At 70.7% G+C, this 16953-nt stretch carries 15 protein-coding genes; 9 read left to right on the top strand and 6 right to left on the bottom strand.

Annotated features, from left to right (window positions below):
- Positions 1–32 precede the first annotated feature (32 nt).
- Positions 33–737, top strand: a complete 705-nt coding sequence (locus tag ACWD5F_RS41365) for a TetR/AcrR family transcriptional regulator (RefSeq protein ID WP_451261357.1) — start codon at positions 33–35, stop codon at positions 735–737.
- Here the strand turns inward: ACWD5F_RS41365 and ACWD5F_RS41360 are convergent.
- A complete protein-coding gene (locus ACWD5F_RS41360; protein ID WP_451261356.1) occupies positions 725–2227 on the bottom strand; it encodes an LVIVD repeat-containing protein in 1503 nt (500 codons plus the stop codon). The two genes, ACWD5F_RS41365 and ACWD5F_RS41360, sit on opposite strands and share 13 nt — an antisense overlap.
- A 198-nt stretch (positions 2228–2425) precedes the next feature.
- Between ACWD5F_RS41360 and ACWD5F_RS41355 the strand changes: the two genes are divergently transcribed.
- Complete coding sequence (locus ACWD5F_RS41355; RefSeq protein ID WP_451261355.1) at positions 2426–3070, top strand: DUF305 domain-containing protein; 645 nt, start codon at positions 2426–2428, stop codon at positions 3068–3070.
- Between the two features lie 66 nt (positions 3071–3136).
- Here ACWD5F_RS41355 and ACWD5F_RS41350 read toward each other — a convergent pair whose 3' ends face one another.
- The gene (locus tag ACWD5F_RS41350; RefSeq protein WP_401726277.1) at positions 3137–3604 is read right to left on the bottom strand and encodes a DUF6214 family protein; all 468 of its coding nucleotides are present in this window, start codon (positions 3602–3604) and stop codon (positions 3137–3139) included.
- Positions 3605–3801: 197 nt separating this feature from the next.
- Here ACWD5F_RS41350 and ACWD5F_RS41345 point away from each other — a divergent pair, with 197 nt between their 5' ends.
- Entirely contained in the window at positions 3802–5145 is a 1344-nt protein-coding gene (locus tag ACWD5F_RS41345) for an FAD-dependent oxidoreductase (RefSeq protein WP_451261354.1), read from the top strand.
- 175 nt (positions 5146–5320) lie between these two features.
- Complete coding sequence (locus ACWD5F_RS41340; RefSeq protein ID WP_451261353.1) at positions 5321–6709, top strand: nucleobase:cation symporter-2 family protein; 1389 nt, start codon at positions 5321–5323, stop codon at positions 6707–6709.
- Here ACWD5F_RS41340 and ACWD5F_RS41335 read toward each other — a convergent pair.
- A complete protein-coding gene (locus ACWD5F_RS41335; protein ID WP_451261352.1) occupies positions 6629–6988 on the bottom strand; it encodes an ArsR/SmtB family transcription factor in 360 nt (119 codons plus the stop codon). The two genes, ACWD5F_RS41340 and ACWD5F_RS41335, sit on opposite strands and share 81 nt — an antisense overlap.
- Positions 6989–7089: 101 nt before the next feature.
- On the opposite strand from ACWD5F_RS41335, the gene ACWD5F_RS41330 reads away from it, so the two are divergent.
- Complete coding sequence (locus tag ACWD5F_RS41330) at positions 7090–8169, top strand: NADH:flavin oxidoreductase/NADH oxidase (RefSeq protein WP_451261351.1); 1080 nt, start codon at positions 7090–7092, stop codon at positions 8167–8169.
- A gap of 18 nt (positions 8170–8187) precedes the next feature.
- On the opposite strand, the gene ACWD5F_RS41325 is transcribed toward ACWD5F_RS41330, so the two are convergent.
- Positions 8188–9525, bottom strand: coding sequence for an extracellular catalytic domain type 1 short-chain-length polyhydroxyalkanoate depolymerase (locus ACWD5F_RS41325; protein ID WP_451261350.1), 1338 nt, complete (start codon positions 9523–9525; stop codon positions 8188–8190).
- Between the two features lie 304 nt (positions 9526–9829).
- Between ACWD5F_RS41325 and ACWD5F_RS41320 the strand changes: the two genes are divergently transcribed.
- Both ACWD5F_RS41320 and ACWD5F_RS41315 read left to right on the top strand, forming a co-directional pair.
- The gene (locus ACWD5F_RS41320; RefSeq protein WP_451261349.1) at positions 9830–10810 is read left to right on the top strand and encodes a pectate lyase family protein; all 981 of its coding nucleotides are present in this window, start codon (positions 9830–9832) and stop codon (positions 10808–10810) included.
- Between the two features lie 32 nt (positions 10811–10842).
- The gene (locus ACWD5F_RS41315; protein ID WP_451261348.1) at positions 10843–11637 is read left to right on the top strand and encodes a pectate lyase; all 795 of its coding nucleotides are present in this window, start codon (positions 10843–10845) and stop codon (positions 11635–11637) included.
- Positions 11638–11646: 9 nt separating this feature from the next.
- On the opposite strand, the gene ACWD5F_RS41310 is transcribed toward ACWD5F_RS41315, so the two are convergent.
- A complete protein-coding gene (locus ACWD5F_RS41310; RefSeq protein WP_451261347.1) occupies positions 11647–12423 on the bottom strand; it encodes a PaaX family transcriptional regulator C-terminal domain-containing protein in 777 nt (258 codons plus the stop codon).
- A 71-nt stretch (positions 12424–12494) separates the two neighbouring features.
- Here ACWD5F_RS41310 and ACWD5F_RS41305 point away from each other — a divergent pair, with 71 nt between their 5' ends.
- Together ACWD5F_RS41305 and ACWD5F_RS41300 are read left to right on the top strand one after the other, a co-directional pair.
- Entirely contained in the window at positions 12495–14156 is a 1662-nt protein-coding gene (locus ACWD5F_RS41305; RefSeq protein ID WP_451261346.1) for an acyl-CoA dehydrogenase family protein, read from the top strand.
- 115 nt (positions 14157–14271) lie between these two features.
- The gene (locus tag ACWD5F_RS41300) at positions 14272–16284 is read left to right on the top strand and encodes a HEAT repeat domain-containing protein (RefSeq protein WP_451261345.1); all 2013 of its coding nucleotides are present in this window, start codon (positions 14272–14274) and stop codon (positions 16282–16284) included.
- 3 nt (positions 16285–16287) lie between these two features.
- Here ACWD5F_RS41300 and ACWD5F_RS41295 read toward each other — a convergent pair whose 3' ends face one another.
- Positions 16288–16887, bottom strand: coding sequence for an Rv1733c family protein (locus ACWD5F_RS41295; protein WP_401726297.1), 600 nt, complete (start codon positions 16885–16887; stop codon positions 16288–16290).
- Positions 16888–16953 lie beyond the last annotated feature (66 nt).

Raw genomic sequence — 16953 nt, 5'->3', positions numbered from 1 at the left:
GGCTGGTAGCCAGTCAACACAGGAGTTACAGCATGTCTCCGCGCAGCGCCTCGGTCAATGAAGAGTTGCGGAGGCGTTCCCGGGAGCGGCTCCTCCAAGCCGCCCTGGAGGTGGTGGGCGAGCGCGGGTACGAGGCGACGACGCTCGCCGACATCGCGGACAGAGCCGGCTCGGCGCGCGGTCTGGTGTCGTACTACTTCCCGGGCAAGCGCCAGCTCGTGCAGTCCGCCGTGCACCGGGTGATGCACCGCACGGTGCAGGAGGGACTGGAGCGCGAGCCGCACACCGAGGACGGGCGCGAACGGATGGCGCGGGCCATCGACGCCGTGCTGATGCTCGCCCGGGACCGGCCCGTGCTGATGCGCCAGCACATGGCGGGGCTGCTTCAGTCGGAGGGTTTCGTGCAGTGCCCGGAGCAGAAGCGGCTCGCGGAGCTGCTGCGGGACACCGTCGTCCGGCACGGTTCGCAGAACGTCGAGGGGGACTATCCGATGCTGCGGTCCCTGCTCATGGGGTCCGTCTACGCGATGGTGCTGCCGAACGTGCCGATGCAACTCACCACGCTGCGCGCCGAGTTGTTCAAGCGCTATCGGCTGGACTGGGAGATGGGGTTCCCGCCGGACGCCCAGGAGGCGTCCGGCGAGAGGTGCGAGACCGATCTTTCACGCTTCTTCGCTACCGGCGACGGGCCGGCCGAGCGGGCCGACCCGTCGCGACGGTCAGGTCAGTCGAAATAGTCCGGCTGCGACTGGACGTTGAGCTCGTCCAGCCTGACCCGGCCCGCCTGGTCCGTACGCCGGTCGCTGAGCTTGAGGACGTCGAAGCCCTTGGCGATGTCGTTGGAGTAGATGTAGCCGTTGTAGTAGTACGCCGACCACGAGCCGCCGACCTGGAGGGTCGTCGTGCTCAGCGGGCCGCGCTCGAAGTAGGCGATCTCCTTCGGCTTGGCCGAGTCGGTGAAGTCCCAGACGGAGACGCCGCCCTGGTACCAGGCCTGGACCATGAGGTCCTTGCCCTTGACCGGGATCAGCGAGCCGTTGTGGGCCACGCAGTTCTCGGTGTCGGCCTGGGCCCGCGGGATCTTGTAGTAGCTGCGGAAGACCAGCTTGCGCTTGTCGCCCTTGCCAACGATGTCGTAGATGCCGTCCGCGCCGCGGTTGGGACCGATGGCCGCGTTGCAGGTGGCCGCTCCGCCGCCGCCCAACTCGTCCGTGAAGACGACCTTGTTGGCCTTCTGGTTGAAGGTGGCCGAGTGCCAGAAGGCGAAGTTGACGTTGTCCTGGACCCGGTCGATCACCTTCGGGTTCTCGGGGTCCTTGATGGAGAACAGGATGCCGTCGCCCATGCAGGCGCCGGCGGCGAGGTCCTTGGACGGCAGGACCGTGATGTCGTGGCAGCCCGTGGTCTTGGAGACACCCGGGTTGGTGGGGCCGCCCGGGTTGCCGCCGCCGTCGGGTCCCTCACCGGGGAAGAGCACCGGGAAGCCGACGACCGCCGCCTTCTCGGGGTGCTTGCGCGGCACCTTGATGACCGAGATGCCGTCGTGCGGCGGCTGGCAGTCGGGGTACGTGGCGCTCGGCGAGTACGAGGAGACGTACACGTAGACGTTCTTGCGCTCGGGCACCAGCGTGTGGGTGTGCGAGCCGCAGGCGGTCTCGACGGCGGCGACGTAGCGCGGGTTGCGCTTGTCGCTGATGTCGAAGACCTTCATGCCCTCCCAGGAGGACTTCTCGGTCGCGGGCTGCGTGGTGCTGTTGCAACTGCTGTCGCTGCGCGAGGAGTCGGTGGAGAGGAAGAGCAGGTCGCCGGAGACCGAGATGTCGTTCTGCGAGCCCGGGCAGAGCACCTGGGCGACGGTCTTCGGGGCCTTCGGGTTGCTGATGTCGAAGATGCGGAAGCCGTCGTAGTTGCCGGCGAAGGCGTACTTGCCCTGGAAGGCGAGGTCCGAATTGAGGCCGGTGAAGGCTTCCTTGGGGATGTTCGCAAGGGGCTTGATGTTGTCCGAGTGGACGATCTCGTCCTGGCCGGGTATCTCACCGCTCGCGATGGCGGTTCGCGCCTCGGCCTGCGCGCTGCGGGACACCTCCTTCCCGGCAGCCGTGCCGTCCCCGGGGTCGGGGGTCGCGGCGGCCGGGACCGCGGTCAGCAGCGCCGCGAGCAGTCCGGCGGCGGCTGTGGCAACTCCCACGCGTCTGAGCCGCGTTCGGGAATCGTTGAACAGGATCACTGTTTCCTCCCTGGTTCCGTTCGTGTCGGAACGGTTCACGCACCCCCGAAGTATCGTCTTCACCATGCACATATCAACAGTGGGCAACGTACTCGTAATGAAGGTTTTTGATCATCCGACTGCGGAAGCGTGCTAGGACGTTCATCAGCACTCACGAGGTGTCCCCCAACACACCCGCCACAGGAGGTCGTTGTGCCCATGCGCCGAGCGTCCCTCGTCACGGCCGCATTGGCCGCCCTGGCCCTGCTCGCGGTCGCCGGCTGCGACTCGGGCTCCGGCTCGGACGCCAAGTCACCGGCGGCGAGCGGCCCTTCGGTGATCGCGCCGGGCAAACCGGGCGAGGAGAACCGGACCCTGTCCGCCGCGGACGCCGCCGAGGAGCGCGTCGAGGACGACTCGCCCAACTCGGCCGACGTCGACTACGCGCGGATGATGATCCAGCACCACTCCCAAGCCCTGGAGATGACCGAACTCGTCGCCGACCGGGCCGAGTCGACGCAGGTCGAGAAGCTGGCCGCGCGGATCGCCGCGTCCCAGGGCCCGGAGATCACCACCATGCGGGCGTGGCTCAAGACGCACGGCAAGAGCGAGAGGGGCGGCGCGCACGATCACGCCTCGATGCCGGGCATGGCCACCGAGGCCCAGTTGAAGAATCTGCGCGCGGCCCGCGGCAAGGCGTTCGACCAGCTCTTCCTCACCTTGATGATCACCCATCACCAGGGCGCGATCACCATGGCCACGGATGTGAAGGCACAGGGCAACAACATCCAGATCGAGGAGATGGCGGACGACGTGGTCGCCCAGCAGACGAGCGAGATCGCGCGGATGCAGGACATGGGCTGACGGCCCGGGCGCACGACCTGACGGCCGGGGTGCAGGCACCGACGACCGAGTCGCCCGAGCCTCAGGTCAGCGGCGGGCGTGACTCGGTGTCAGGAAGCCCGCGTCCCGCGCCTGCGAGATCAGCCTGAGCGACTTGCGGCGACTGTGACCCGTCGCGGACATCACGGCGAGGACCGGGTCGACGCCCTCCTCCTGGGCCGCGCGGTACTCCTCCGCGATGAGCCAGCGGCCCTCGATGCCGCGCGGCCAGGCCGGACGGGCGCGACGGGAGGCGGTCGCGTCCTCGGATCCGTCGGCCGGTCCGGCGGGCAGGCCGCACGCCTCGAAGAGCGGGTCCTCGATCCAGTCGGCGAGGACCGCCAGGTCGTCCAGGGACAGCGCCGGCTGGGCCCGGACGTCCTCCACGGAGACGCCCGCCTCGCCGACCACGGCGAGCGCGTCGACCCGGGCGCCGTCCGCGAACTCCAGCCGGACGTTGAACCACGACGTGCTGCCCTCCTCCTCCCGCACTTCCCACGCGGGCCATACGGACACCGCGCCATCCGTCGGACAACGATCAGAAAGATTAAAAAAGGATGCTTCTAGCACATACGCAACGTAACCGCATGATCACATTCCATACGAACGGACACGCACGCCCGTCCCGCGCCTGCACCCTGTCAGCCGAGCACCACCGGTGCGATCCTGGAGACGTCAGCGAACTCCCGTCGTAAGACGTAAGGAGTACCGCCGTGCTGCGTGTCGCCGTCATCGGCTCCGGGCCGAGCGGGGTCTACACCGCCCAGAGTCTCGTCCAGCAGGACTCCGCGGTGCTCGTCGACGTCCTGGACCGACTCCCCTGCCCGTACGGCCTCGTGCGCTACGGAGTCGCGCCGGACCACGAGAAGATCAAGTCCCTCCAGAACAACCTCCGTACGGTCCTGGAGCACGAGCGGGTGCGGTTCCTCGGCGGCATCCAGGTCGGCCCCGGCGGACTGCCGGTCGCGCGGCTGCGGGCGCTGTACCACGCGGTGGTGTACTGCGTCGGCGCCGCCACCGACCGGCATCTCGGGATCCCCGGCGAGGACCTGCCGGGCAGCTGGTCGGCGACGGAGTTCGTGTCCTGGTACAGCGCCCATCCCGACGCGGCCGACGACGGTTTCGTACGGGGTGCCCGCTCGGCCGTGGTCATCGGCATGGGCAATGTCGCGGTGGACGTGGCGCGGATGCTGGCCCGCGCGACGGCGGAGCTCAGCCCGACCGACATACCGCAGGCGGCGCTCACCGCGCTGGCCGCGAGCCGGGTGACCGACGTGCAGATGGTGGGTCGGCGCGGCCCCTCCCAGGGCCGCTTCACCACCAAGGAGCTGCGCGAGCTGGGTGGCCTGCCCGACACCCAAGTCACTGTGGATCCAGACGAGTTGGCTCTGGACCCGGCCTACGTCGACCCCTCCGCCCTGCCTCCGGCGCAGCGTCGCAACATCGAGGTGCTGCGCGGCTGGGCGGCACGGCCGGACGAAGGGGCCGCACGCCGGATCAAGCTCCGCTTCTATCTCCGCCCGGTCGAACTCCTCACCCTGGGCGGGCGCGTGGGTGCGGTGCGTTTCGAGCGGACGGAGCCGGACGGACACGGCGGAGTGACGGGCACCGGCGAACTCGTGGACATCGAGGCCCAGTTGGTGCTGCGGTCGGTCGGTTATCGCGGAGTCCCCCTGGAGGGGCTGCCGTTCGACCCGGGCAGCGCGACCGTCCCGAACAGCGCGGGCCGTGTCCTGCGCGACGGCGTCCCCTCCCCCGGCGAGTACGTGGCCGGCTGGATCAAGCGCGGCCCGACGGGCGTCATCGGCACCAACCGGCCGTGCGCGAAGGAGACGGTGACCTCGCTGCTCGCGGACGCCGCCACGCTCGTACCGAACGGCCTGTCGGTGGATCCGGTCGCCGTGCTCCGGGCCGAGGGGGTCGACCCGGTCCCGTGGCCGGGGTGGCTGGCGATCGAGCGGGCCGAGGCCGCGCTCGGGGCGTCGCTGGGGCGGAGCGTGGTCAAGCTCGCCGACTGGGAATCGCTGCTGGCCGCGGCACGTACGACGTCCTCCTAGCGGCACGGGACGGCGCCCTCCTTGCGGGATGGTTCGGCGCCCCTTCTGGTGGGATGGGACGGCGCCGGATGGGCAGACACACATCGGCAACGACCCGGACATCAACAAACTGTTCAAGGCCCTTACGGTCTCGTGCTGTTGGGATGTCACCCCCTGCCGGCGCTCTGGAGTACCCATGACGACGACTTCTCCCGTCCATCCCGTCGACGAGGTCCCGCCCGTGCGGCAACTCGCCGCCTTCGGTCTTCAGCATGTGCTCGCGATGTACGCGGGAGCTGTGGCCGTGCCGCTGATCGTGGGCGGTGCGATGAAGCTGTCGCCCGCGGACCTGGCGTATCTGATCACCGCCGACCTGCTGGTGTGCGGCATCGCGACGCTCATCCAGTGCGTCGGGTTCTGGCGGTTCGGCGTGCGGCTGCCGATCATGCAGGGCTGTACGTTCGCGGCGGTGTCGCCGATGGTGCTGATTGGGACGACAGGCGGCGGGCTGCCCGCCATCTACGGTTCGGTGATCGTGGCGGGACTCGCGATCGTGCTGCTCGCGCCGGTCTTCGGCAGGCTGCTGCGCTTCTTCCCACCGCTGGTCACCGGCACCGTCATCCTGATCATCGGTGTCTCGCTGCTGCCGGTCGCGGGCAACTGGGCCGCGGGCGGGGCCGGTTCGCCGGACTTCGGGGAGCCGAAGAACCTCGCCCTGGCCGGATTCGTGCTGGCGGTGGTGCTCGGCGTGCAGCGGTTCGCGCCGGCCTTCCTGAGCCGGATCGCGGTGCTGATCGGCATCGCCGTGGGCCTCGCGGTGGCGGTCCCCTTCGACTTCACCGACTTCGGCGGGGTCGGCGACGCGGACTGGCTGGGCATCAGCACGCCGTTCCACTTCGGGGCGCCCACGTTCGAGGCATCGGCGATCATCTCGATGCTGGTGGTGGCGCTGGTGACGATGACCGAGACGACCGGCGACCTGATCGCGGTCGGCGAGATGACGGGACGCAAGGTCGAGCCGCGCTCACTGTCGGACGGTCTGCGCGCCGACGGCCTGTCGACCGTCCTCGGCGGCGTCTTCAACACCTTCCCGTACACGGCGTACGCGCAGAACGTCGGGCTCGTCGGCATGACCCGGGTGCGCAGCCGCTGGGTGGTGGCCACCGCCGGCGGCATCCTGGTCCTGCTCGGTCTGCTGCCCAAGCTGGGCGCGGTGGTCGCGGCGATACCGGCGCCGGTGCTGGGCGGCGGGGGTCTGGTGATGTTCGGGACGGTCGCCGCGAGCGGTGTACGGACCCTGGCGCAGGTCGACTTCAGGGACAACCACAACCTCACGGTGGTCGCGGTCTCGGTGGCCGTGGGCGTGCTGCCGGTCGGGGTGCCGACGGTCTACGCGAAGTTCCCCGACTGGTTCCAGACGGTGATGAACAGCGGCATCAGCGCGGGCTGCGTGACGGCGATCGTCCTGAACCTGCTCTTCAACCACCTTCCCTCGAAGGGCGGTTCAGTCGCCCCCGAGCCGGAGGGACTGGCTGGCGGCGGCCGCGAGGAGGGCGTCGAGAAGTCCCGGGAAGAGGTCGTCTAGGTCGTCCCGGCGCAGGCCGTTCATCTTGGCCGTGCCCCGGTAGACCTGCCGGATCACCCCGGCCTCGCGCAGCACCCGGAAGTGGTGCGTGGTCGTGGACTTGGTGACGGGCAGGTCGAAGTGCGAACAGGAGAGCTCGTCGCCGTCGGCGGCGAGCTCTCGCACGATGCTCAGCCGCATCGGGTCGGAGAACGCGTGCAGCACGCCTTCCAACCGGATGTCGTCGCGCACGGGGTGCGGCAGATCCCGACTGCCGGCGGCGGGGGTAGCGGTACTCACGAAAGCCATTGTACGAGAGGTCTCGTAGTTTGACACTTCCCGTACTACGATGCCTATCGTAGTAACCGTCCCTCGGTCCCGCGAGAACGGAGCAGCTCACCATGAGCTCCCTCTTCCAGCCCTTCACCCTGCGCGATGTCACCATCCCGAACCGGGTCTGGATGCCCCCGATGTGCCAGTACTCGGCGGCGCCGGACGGTCCGGACGCGGGCGCTCCCGCCGACTGGCACTTCGCGCACTACGCCGCCCGCGCGACCGGCGGCACGGGCCTGATCATCGTCGAGGCCACCGCGGTGTCGCCCGAGGGCCGGATCTCGCCGTACGACCTGGGCATCTGGAACGACACCCAGGTCGAGGCGTTCCGCCGGATCACGCGCTTCCTCGTCTCCCAGGGCACGGTCCCCGGCATCCAGCTCGCCCACAGCGGCCGCAAGGCCTCGACCGAGCGCCCCTGGAAGGGCGGCGCGCCGGTCGGACCGGAGGCGCACGGCTGGCAGCCGCTGGGACCGAGCGCGCTTCCGTTCGCCGACGGACACCCGGTGCCGACGGAACTGACGGTCGATCAAATCAAGGACGTCGTCCGCCAGTTCGCGGACGCGGCCCGCCGCGCCCTCGACGCCGGCTTCGAGATCGCCGAGATCCACGGCGCCCACGGCTACCTGATCAACTCCTTCCTCTCCCCGCACTCCAACCACCGCACCGACGCCTACGGCGGCTCCTACGAGAACCGCACCCGCTTCGCCCTCGAAGTCGTGGACGCCGTACGGGAGGTCTGGCCGGACGACAAGCCGCTGTTCTTCCGCGTCTCGGCGACCGACTGGCTGGAGGCGGACGGCTGGACGCCCGACGACACCGTCCGCCTCGCCACCGACCTGCACGCCCACGGCGTCGACCTCCTCGACGTCTCCACCGGCGGCAACGCGTCCGGGGCCCGTATCCCGACAGGGCCGGGCTACCAGGTCCCCTTCGCGGCCCGCGTCCGCTCCGAGACCCCGATGCCGGTCGCGGCGGTCGGCCTCATCACCGAGCCCGGACAGGCCGAGAAGATCCTGGCGAACGGCGACGCCGACGCGGTGCTCCTCGGCCGCGAGTTGCTGCGCTCGCCGTCCTGGGCACGGGACGCGGCACGGGAGTTGGGCGGCGAGGTGCACGTGCCGGATCAGTACCACCGCTCCGTCTGACCGGCGGACGCGACCGGGTCAACCCGTCGCGCAGACCGTCCCGTTGAGCGCGAAGGCACCCGGCGCCGCACTGTTCCCGGTGTGCGTCGCCTGATAGCCCAGGGACACACTCGCGTTCGGTGCGATCGTCGCGTTGTACGACGCGTTCGTCGCGGTCACCGAGCCGGAGGCCGGGGCGTACGTGGCGTTCCAGCCGTTGGTGATCGCCTGCCCGGACGGCAGGGTGAAGGCGAGGTGCCAGCCGTCGATCGTCGTCGTGCCGGTGTTGGTGATCGTCACGGCGGCGGTCAGTCCTGTGTTCCAGGCGCTGGTGGTGGCCGTGACTCTGCAGGCGCCCGGCGGGGGTTGAGGCGCGGGGCCGTCGGCGTCCAGGCCGAAGAAGGTGAGGACGCGGGCGGCCATGCCGTAGGCGTAGAGGTTGTGGCCGGTGCCCTGGAGGCTGATCGCCTCGACGGGGGCACGGTCACCGGTGCCGCCGTAGCGGGTGCGGGTCCAGCCGGTGGCGAGGGTGTCCGTGGCGGCCGGGGTCTGGCTGACGCCGAGGACGTTCGTCCACTGTTTGATCTCCTCCCCGAAGTTGGGGTAGCGCAGGACGTCGTCCGCGGTGCCGTGCCAGAGCTGCATGCGGGGGCGCGGGCCGACGTAGCCGGGGTACGCGCCGCGGGCCAGGTCGCCCCACTCCTGCGGGGTGTGGAGCACGGTGCCGCCCGAGCAGGCACTGTTCCACTCGGAGCCGTCCGTGGTGGCGAAGCAGCCGAACGGGACCCCGGAGAAGGCGGCGCCGGCCGCGAACACGTCCGGGTAGTCGCCGAGCAGGACGTTCGTCATCATCGCGCCCGAGGAGATGCCCGTCGCGAAGATCCTCGTCGGGTCGGCCGCGTAGGTCCGGGTGACCCAGTCGACCATCGACTTGATGCCGACCGGGTCGCTGCCGCCGTCCCGGTGCAGGGCCTGCGGCGAGGAGACGTCGAAGCACTTACTGGCTCGCGTGACCGACGGATAGACCACGACGAACCCGAACCGGTCGGCCAGCGAGGCGAATTCGGTGCCCGAGTACATCGCCGGGCCGGATCCCGTGCAGTAGTGCACGGCCACCAGGACCGCGGGGTGCGCGGTGACGCTGCCCGGGACGTACACGTACATCTGCAGGTTGCTGGGGTTGCTGCCGAAGTCCGTGACCTCGGTGAGCGTCGCGGTGGGGACGGCGGCCGGGGACTGGGTGCGGGCGGCGGTCCGTGGCGCGGCCGCGCCGAGGAGTGCGGCCGCCAGTAACGGCACGAGCGCGGCGAAGAGTGCCAGGAGGACCGGCCGCGGCGGTCTCCTCGTGGCGGTGCGGGTGGGTGGGGGCACGTCCATGCTCCTCTCGCGGAAGGCAGGCGTTCGCTCGGCATAGTGGCATGAACACGACCACCATGGAAGCGCTCCCACGGCAGCACTGCGGGCCGTTTCAGACAGCCCTTGCCATCCACCAGCACAGACGGAACACCTGCTGCGCAAAGCGTTGACTAGAAAGCGCTTGCCCTCTACGTTCCGTTCAGCAGTGTGACCGGCCGAGGGCAAGTCGCCGCCAATCGGTCGCGATGCCCGTGCATGTCGTTCAGATTGGCGTACATCAGTCACGTACACGAACTCGGCACACCTCCCGAAGGGACGCACCCGCATGCGTACTCGCCCCCCACGTGCACATCCGCAAAGATCCGCGCTGGCGACGGCGGCCGTGGCCGCCCTCGCCGTGGCCGCCGCCCTCGCCGTCCCCCAGCCGGTCGCCGCGGCCGAGTCCTCGCCGGTCGGGTTCGGTGCCGGGACCACGGGTGGCGGCAGCGCCACGGCGGTCACGGTGTCGACACTGGACGCCTTCAAGTCGGCGGTCACCGGCAGCACTTCGAAGGTGGTCAGGGTGAACGGCCTGATCTCGCTGAGCGGTCAGGTCGACATCGGGTCCAACACGACGGTGCTGGGCGTCGGTTCGGCGTCCGGGTTCACCGGTGGCGGGCTGCGGCTGAAGAAGGTGACCAACGTCGTCGTCCGCAACCTGAACATCAGCAAGCCGGTCGCGCCCGCCGACGGCATCACCGTGCAGGCCTCCACGAAGGTGTGGCTCGACCACAACGCCTTCTCGTCCGACCTCGACCACGGCAAGGACTACTACGACGGCCTGCTCGACATCAATCACGGCTCCGACTACGTCACCGTCTCCTGGAACACCTTCAAGAACCACTACAAGGGTTCGCTCGTGGGCCACAGCGACAACAACGCGAGCGAGGACACCGGGCATCTGCGGGTGACGTACCACCACAACTGGTTCGACCGGGTCAACTCCCGTATCCCCAGCCTGCGTTTCGGCACCGGGCACTTCTACGACAACTACGTCGTGGGCGCCTCGACCGCCGTGCACTCGCGCATGGGCGCCCAGATGCTCGTCCAGAACAACGTGTTCCGGGACACCGAGGTCGCCGTGACCACCAACCGGGACAGCGACGTGGACGGCTACGCCAACCTCACCGGGAACGACCTCGGCGGGGCCGCCACCGAGGTCTCGCAGGTCGGCACCTTCACCAGTCCGCCGTACGGCTACACCGCCGAGCCCGCCTCGACCGTCGTCGCCTCGGTGACCGCGGGCGCGGGCACCGGAAAGCTCTGACCACTCCCCCACCTCGGAGAAGGAATCGGGACATGACTTCTTCCATACGGCCACGCGCCCTCACCGGCGCGGTGGCGACGTTCGGACTCACTGTTGGCATGCTCATGGCATCCAGCACATTCTCGCCCGCCAGCGCCGCCACCTGGCCCACCGCGAGCGGCAGTCAGGCGGTCACCAAGACCATCTCCGTGTCCGGCACCAAGGACTACGGGATGCTGCGCCTGTACGGCAGCGGCGACCTCGGCAGCGGCAGCCAGGACGAGGACCAGGGGCCGATCCTGGAACTCGCGGCCGGCGCCACGCTCAAGAACGTCATCATCGGCGCCCCGGCCGCCGACGGCATCCACTGCCTGGGCAGTTGCACGCTCCAGAACGTGTGGTGGGAGGACGTCGGCGAGGACGCGGCGACCTTCCTGGGCTCCTCGTCGTCGAACGTGTACACCGTCTCCGGCGGTGGCGCGAAGGAGGCCAGCGACAAGGTGTTCCAGTTCAACGGCGCGGGGACCCTGAACGTCTCCAACTTCGCCGCGCAGACCTTCGGTACGTTCGTCCGCTCGTGCGGCAACTGCAAGACGCAGTACAAGCGCACGATCAACCTCAACACCATCGAGGCGACCTACAAGGGCAGCAGGCTCGTCGGCATCAACACCAACTACGGCGACAGCGCGACCCTGAAGAAGATCACCATCGTCGGGGACTCCAGCAAGAAGATCATCCCCTGCCAGAAGTACATCGGGAACAACACCGGCGCCGAGCCGACCACGAACGGCACCGGACCCGACTCGACCTACTGCAAGTACGCGACCAGCGACATCACTTACAAGTAGGCCGGGTGGTCAATCACCGGGTCCAGCGGGTCCGTCGAGACCGATGGCCCCGAGGGACCCGGTGATCTCGCGTTGGTACTCCGCGTAGGCGGTGCGCAGGGGCTCCCCCGGCCAGTCGGCGGGGAGGAGTTCGGTGGGCAGGACCGGGTCGGCGAGCAGGTGGCGTACGACCGCGGCGAAGGTCGTGAAGCGGTCGGCCGGGCGGTCGGCCTCGGCGAGGTGGGTCAGCAGGGAGCGGGCGGTGGCGGACCAGGCGTCCAAGGGCCAGAGGGACGCGGCCAGTTCGGGCGCCGGGCGGTCGGGGCGGGCCGTGTAGGACTGGGCCACGGACTCCAGGTCGGCCGGCAGGGTGCGGTTCAGGTTGGCGGGGCGCAGCCACACTCCCTCACGCAGTTCCGCGAGGCGCAGGGCGGTCAACCGGGCGCGCAGTACGGCGCGTTCGGCCGGCTCGCGGCCCGTCGCGGTGATCACCAGCATCTCCCAGTGGCCGTCCCACGCGCGCGTGCGGGGGTGCACGGCCTCGTCCTGACGGCGCTGACGGGCGAGCAGCCGGTCGCTGAGCCGATAGACGGCGTCGGCGCGGCGCAGGTCGCCGGCGGCCACCATCCGGCTGAGCGCGGCCCTGAGCGTGGAGCCGCCGACGCCGAACGGCTCCACCGCGCGGACCAGGTCCTTCACCGCGAGCTGCGGCGGATGCGTGCCCAGCAGCAGGCTCAGCACGACCGACCGCGCGGACAGGGGCCGCAGGCCGGCCTCGCCGGACCGCTCGTCGACGTTCATGCGCATGGTCACGTACCTTACGTGCGACTTCTTGTTGCATCATTGCTACGACCGCAAGAAAGATGCAACATGGCCGTATGGTCTCGACACCCGCACCCACACGGCAGCCGCTGAACGCCACGCACGACGTCACCAACCAGCCCCCGCTCCTGGCGCCCTACGACGCCTCCGAGGACACCGCCCTGCTGGAAGGGCTGCGCCGGGAAGGCGCCGGTTGGGCCGAGGAGGGCATCCGGCGGCTCGGTCTGCGGGCCGGCAGTGCCGAAGCGCAGGAGTGGGCCGAGCAGGCCAACACCCACGAGCCGGTGCTGCGCACGCACGACCGGTACGGCAACCGGATCGACGAGGTCGACTTCCACCCGAGCTGGCACCACCTGATGCGCGCCTCGATCGCCGAGGGCCTGGCCGGCGCGCCGTGGGCGGACGCGCGGCCCGGGGCCCATGTGGCCCGCAGCGCGGGCGGGTTGGTGTGGGGGCACACCGACGCCGGACACGGCTGCCCCACGTCGATGACGTACGCGGCCGTCCCTGCCCTGCGCGCCCAGCCGGACCTCGCCAAGGTCTACGAGCCCCTGCTGACCGGCCGTGAGTACGAGCCCGAACTGCGGGTGCCGACACAGAAGTCGGGGCTGCTGGCCGGCATGGGGATGACGGAGAAGCAGGGCGGCTCCGACGTCCGGACGAACACGACCGCGGCGACGCCGACGGCCGAGCCCGGCGTGTACACCCTGCGCGGGCACAAGTGGTTCACGTCGGCGCCGATGTGCGACGTCTTCCTGGTCCTCGCGCAGGCGCCGGAGGGCCTTTCGTGCTTCCTGGTGCCGCGGATCCTGCCCGACGGCAGCCGCAACACCTTCCGTATCCAGCGCCTCAAGGACAAGCTGGGCAACCGCTCCAACGCCTCCTCCGAGCCGGAGTTCGACGGGACCGTCGCCTGGCTGGTCGGACCCGAGGGACGCGGGGTCAAGACGATCATCGAGATGGTCAACTGCACCCGTCTCGACTGCGTGATGATGTCGGCGACCCTGATGCGCAAGACGCTGGTGGAGGCGGGGCACCACGCGCGCCACCGCAGCGCGTTCGGGGCGCGGCTGGTCGACCAGCCGCTGATGCGCAATGTGCTGGCCGATCTCGCGCTGGAGTCCGAGGCGGCCACGACGCTCACCCTGCGGCTGTCGGGGGCCGCCGACCGTGCGGTGCGCGGGGACGCGGGCGAGGCGGCCTTCCGTCGGATCGCGACCGCCGTCGGCAAGTACTGGGTCACCAAGCGCGGTCCGGCCTTCACCGCGGAGGCCCTGGAGTGCCTCGGCGGCAACGGCTACGTGGAGGAGTCGGGCATGCCCCGCCACTACCGCGAGGCTCCGCTGCTGTCGATCTGGGAGGGCTCGGGCAACGTCAACGCGCTGGACGTGCTGCGGGCGCTCAGGCGCGAGCCCGGCACGGCCCAGGCGTTCTTCGACGAACTCGCCCTGGCCCAGGGCGCGGACGCCCGGCTGGACGCCGCCGTGACGCGCCTCGAGAACCTGCTGGTGAACGGTTCCGAGACCGGCGCACGCCGACTGGTGGAGCACATGGCCCTCACCCTCCAGGCCTCCCTCCTGGTCCGGCACGCCCCGCCCGCGGTCGCCGACGCCTTCTGCGCGACCCGGCTGGGCGGCGACTGGGGGCACTCCTTCGGCACCCTGCCCGACACCGCCGATCTGAGCGCGATCCTGGACCGCGCGCTGCCCGCGGACTGAGCAGTTTCCGGCTGCCTGAGCACAGTTGGCCCAGAGTCATCTCCCGATTCCGCTTCGTTGTCAGTGCGGTGGTGCAGACTCACGAAGAGGAGGCACATCTCCGGGGGAGGGCTACGTGTTCAGCGGGATCGACGAGGTCGACTGGGCCTCGATGCGGCATGCCTACGGCAGCGCCGAGGACGTGCCCGTACTGCTGAGAGGGCTGGCCTCCGCCGACCCCGCCGAGCGGGAGACCGCGCTCGACGCGATGTACGGCGGGGTGCACCACCAGGGTGACGTGTACGACTCGACGCTGGCCTGCATTCCGTTTCTCCTCGAACTCGTGGCGAACGAGGCGGTGCGGGAGCGGTCCGGGATCGTGGAGTTGCTCGTCAGCATCGGCCAGGAGGGCGAGCCCCGGGAGGAGATCGCCGACGACGCCTACGCGATGGCGTGCGCCGCGGTCCGCGCGGGCGCCGAGGTCTTCGCCCGGCTGACGGCGGATCGGGACGCCGGGGTCCGGCGGACGTCGGCGGTCGCGCTCGCGCGGTTCCATGACGAACCGGCGCGCGTGCTGGGCCTGTTGCGCGAGCGGATCACCGTGGAGCGCGACGACCGGGTGCTGCTCGCGCTCGCCGAGAGCCTGGGCGTCCTCGCCCGCCGGCACCCCGGGCACGCGGCCGGCGCGGTGGACCTCCTGGCCGTCCAGAGCGCGCCGCCGTTCGGCCCGGGACTGCGGCTGGCCGCGCTGGGACAGCTCGCCGGCTGTGCGCCCGAACGGCTCCCGGCCGACCTGGTGCCCACCGTCGTACGACTGCTGCGGGACCGGTCCGAGCGGCCGCCGTGTCGGTCGGAGGAGCCCGACCGGCCCGACACCGACACCCTCATCGGCAAGCTGCGGAAGCTGCGGCCCTTGGACGAGGAGGGTGCGCAGCTGCTGCGCACCCTGCACACCGCGCTCGACGGGCGGGTGGCCGACCGGATCGCCCTGCTGGCGGGCCAGTTGAACAGTCCGTCCACGACCGACCGGTGCAACGCGGTGTGGATGTCGTCGGGGCTGCTGCGGGGTTGGCGGGCCGACTACCGGGAGCTCGTGACGCTCATCGGCGCCCAACTGACCACTCCGGACGACCGGTTGCGGGAGGCCGCGGAGTCCGCCCTCGGCGATCTTTTCGCGCTGGCCGCCCCGGCCGCCGACCACCTCCTCGCGCTGGTGACCTCCCGTCCCGAGCTGCGGGTACGGCAGTGGCAGCACGGGGCGCCGACCGTGGGCGAGGCGGTCAAGTCCCTGGCCAGGACCGGGGATCCGCGGGCCGTGCCCGTCCTGGCGGAGATGCTGGCCGCACCCGTCGTGCCGGACGAGCTGGGGAACCTGATCGCCCATCTGGCCCCGGCCGCCGCTCCCCTCGCCCCCGAACTGCGGCGCAGGCTCGGCGCCGTGCCGCTCGACTCACGCCGGGCCTACGACCAGGGGGCGCCACTGCTGCACGCGCTCGCGGCGCTGCGCGACACGCGGTGCGTGCCCGAGGTGCTGCGCCTGCTGCTGGGCATGCCCGACGAACTGCCGGTCCGCGACGTGGTGGTGAAGACCGCGGTGGAGACGCTCGGGGCGTTCGGGCCGGCCGCGCGGGAGGCGATACCCGCGCTGCGGAGGCTGTTGGACACGGAGTCCGCGATCGCCGCGGCGGAGGCCCTGTGGCTGGTGGAGGGTGACGCGTCCGCCGTACTGCCCGTGCTGAGGCGGGAGTTGGCGGCCGGTCGCGGGTTCCGGCCACGGGCGGCGGCCGGGGCGCTGGGGCTGCTGGGCCCGGCGGCTCGCGCCGCGTTGCCCGAGCTGTACCCCATGACCGGGTCCGACGACTTCTGGGAGCGGCTGGACGGCGCGTGCGCCGTGTGGCGGATCGGCGGCGACCCGGACGTGGCCGTCCCACTGCTCCGGGCCGCCTGGGCCCAGAACCCCGACACGCGCTGCGTGATCGCCGCGCGCGTCGCCGACCTGGGCCCGGCGGGCGCACCCCTCCATGACCTGCTGCGCACGGAGTTGGCGGAGACGCGTCGCCATCAGGACCCGACCGCCAGGTACGGCAGCGAGGTGTACCAGGACGAACGGTTGCTGCGGATCTGCCGGGGAGCGCTGCGGGACGCGTAGGGGTCAGGTGTCCCCGTCGGCCCTGGTCTTGCGCCCCCACAGGGGGTCGAAGCCGGCCCATTCGGCGTCCCACTGGGCCATGCGGCGGCGCTCCAGACGGCCACAGAGCATGCGGCCGCCGACGAACGGGACCAGGGCGGCGCCCGCCCCCACCAGGACGCCGATGAGCGAGGCTCTCAGTTGGGCCTCGGCGGCGGTGGCGGGCTTGGTGACCAGGCGGCCCTGCGGATCCGTCCACACGGTGACCTCGGTGCCGGCGGTGCTGCCCGGGCGGACCCTGACCTGACCGGTGTGCCGGGAGCCGTCGGGGGCGGTCCAGCGCACCTTGCCCCACACTCTGTCGCCGCTCGCCGCGCCGGAGCGCGCGGCTGCCGTACCGGGCGCCTTCTCGGTGAGGTGTCCCTCGACGGCATGCCACTCGACGCGTTCACGCGCCAGACCCTGCTCGACGGAGTGGGTTGCCGCGAGGCCCGCCAGCACCCCCGCGAGAACGGTGAACAGGAAGGTGCCGAGCACCACCCAGGCCTCCACCGCGTCGGCGCGGCGCTTGAGCGGATTGCGCCGCCAGCGCCAGAGCCACACCTTCGGACCACGGAACGCCATCGAAGGCATCCTCCTCATGAGCGCACGACCATCCAGACCGTCCTCCCATACGCGCGAAGGCCGCTG

The organism is Streptomyces sp. NPDC002499 (genome assembly GCF_053595415.1).
This window is presented reverse-complemented; position numbering and strand designations above follow the sequence as displayed.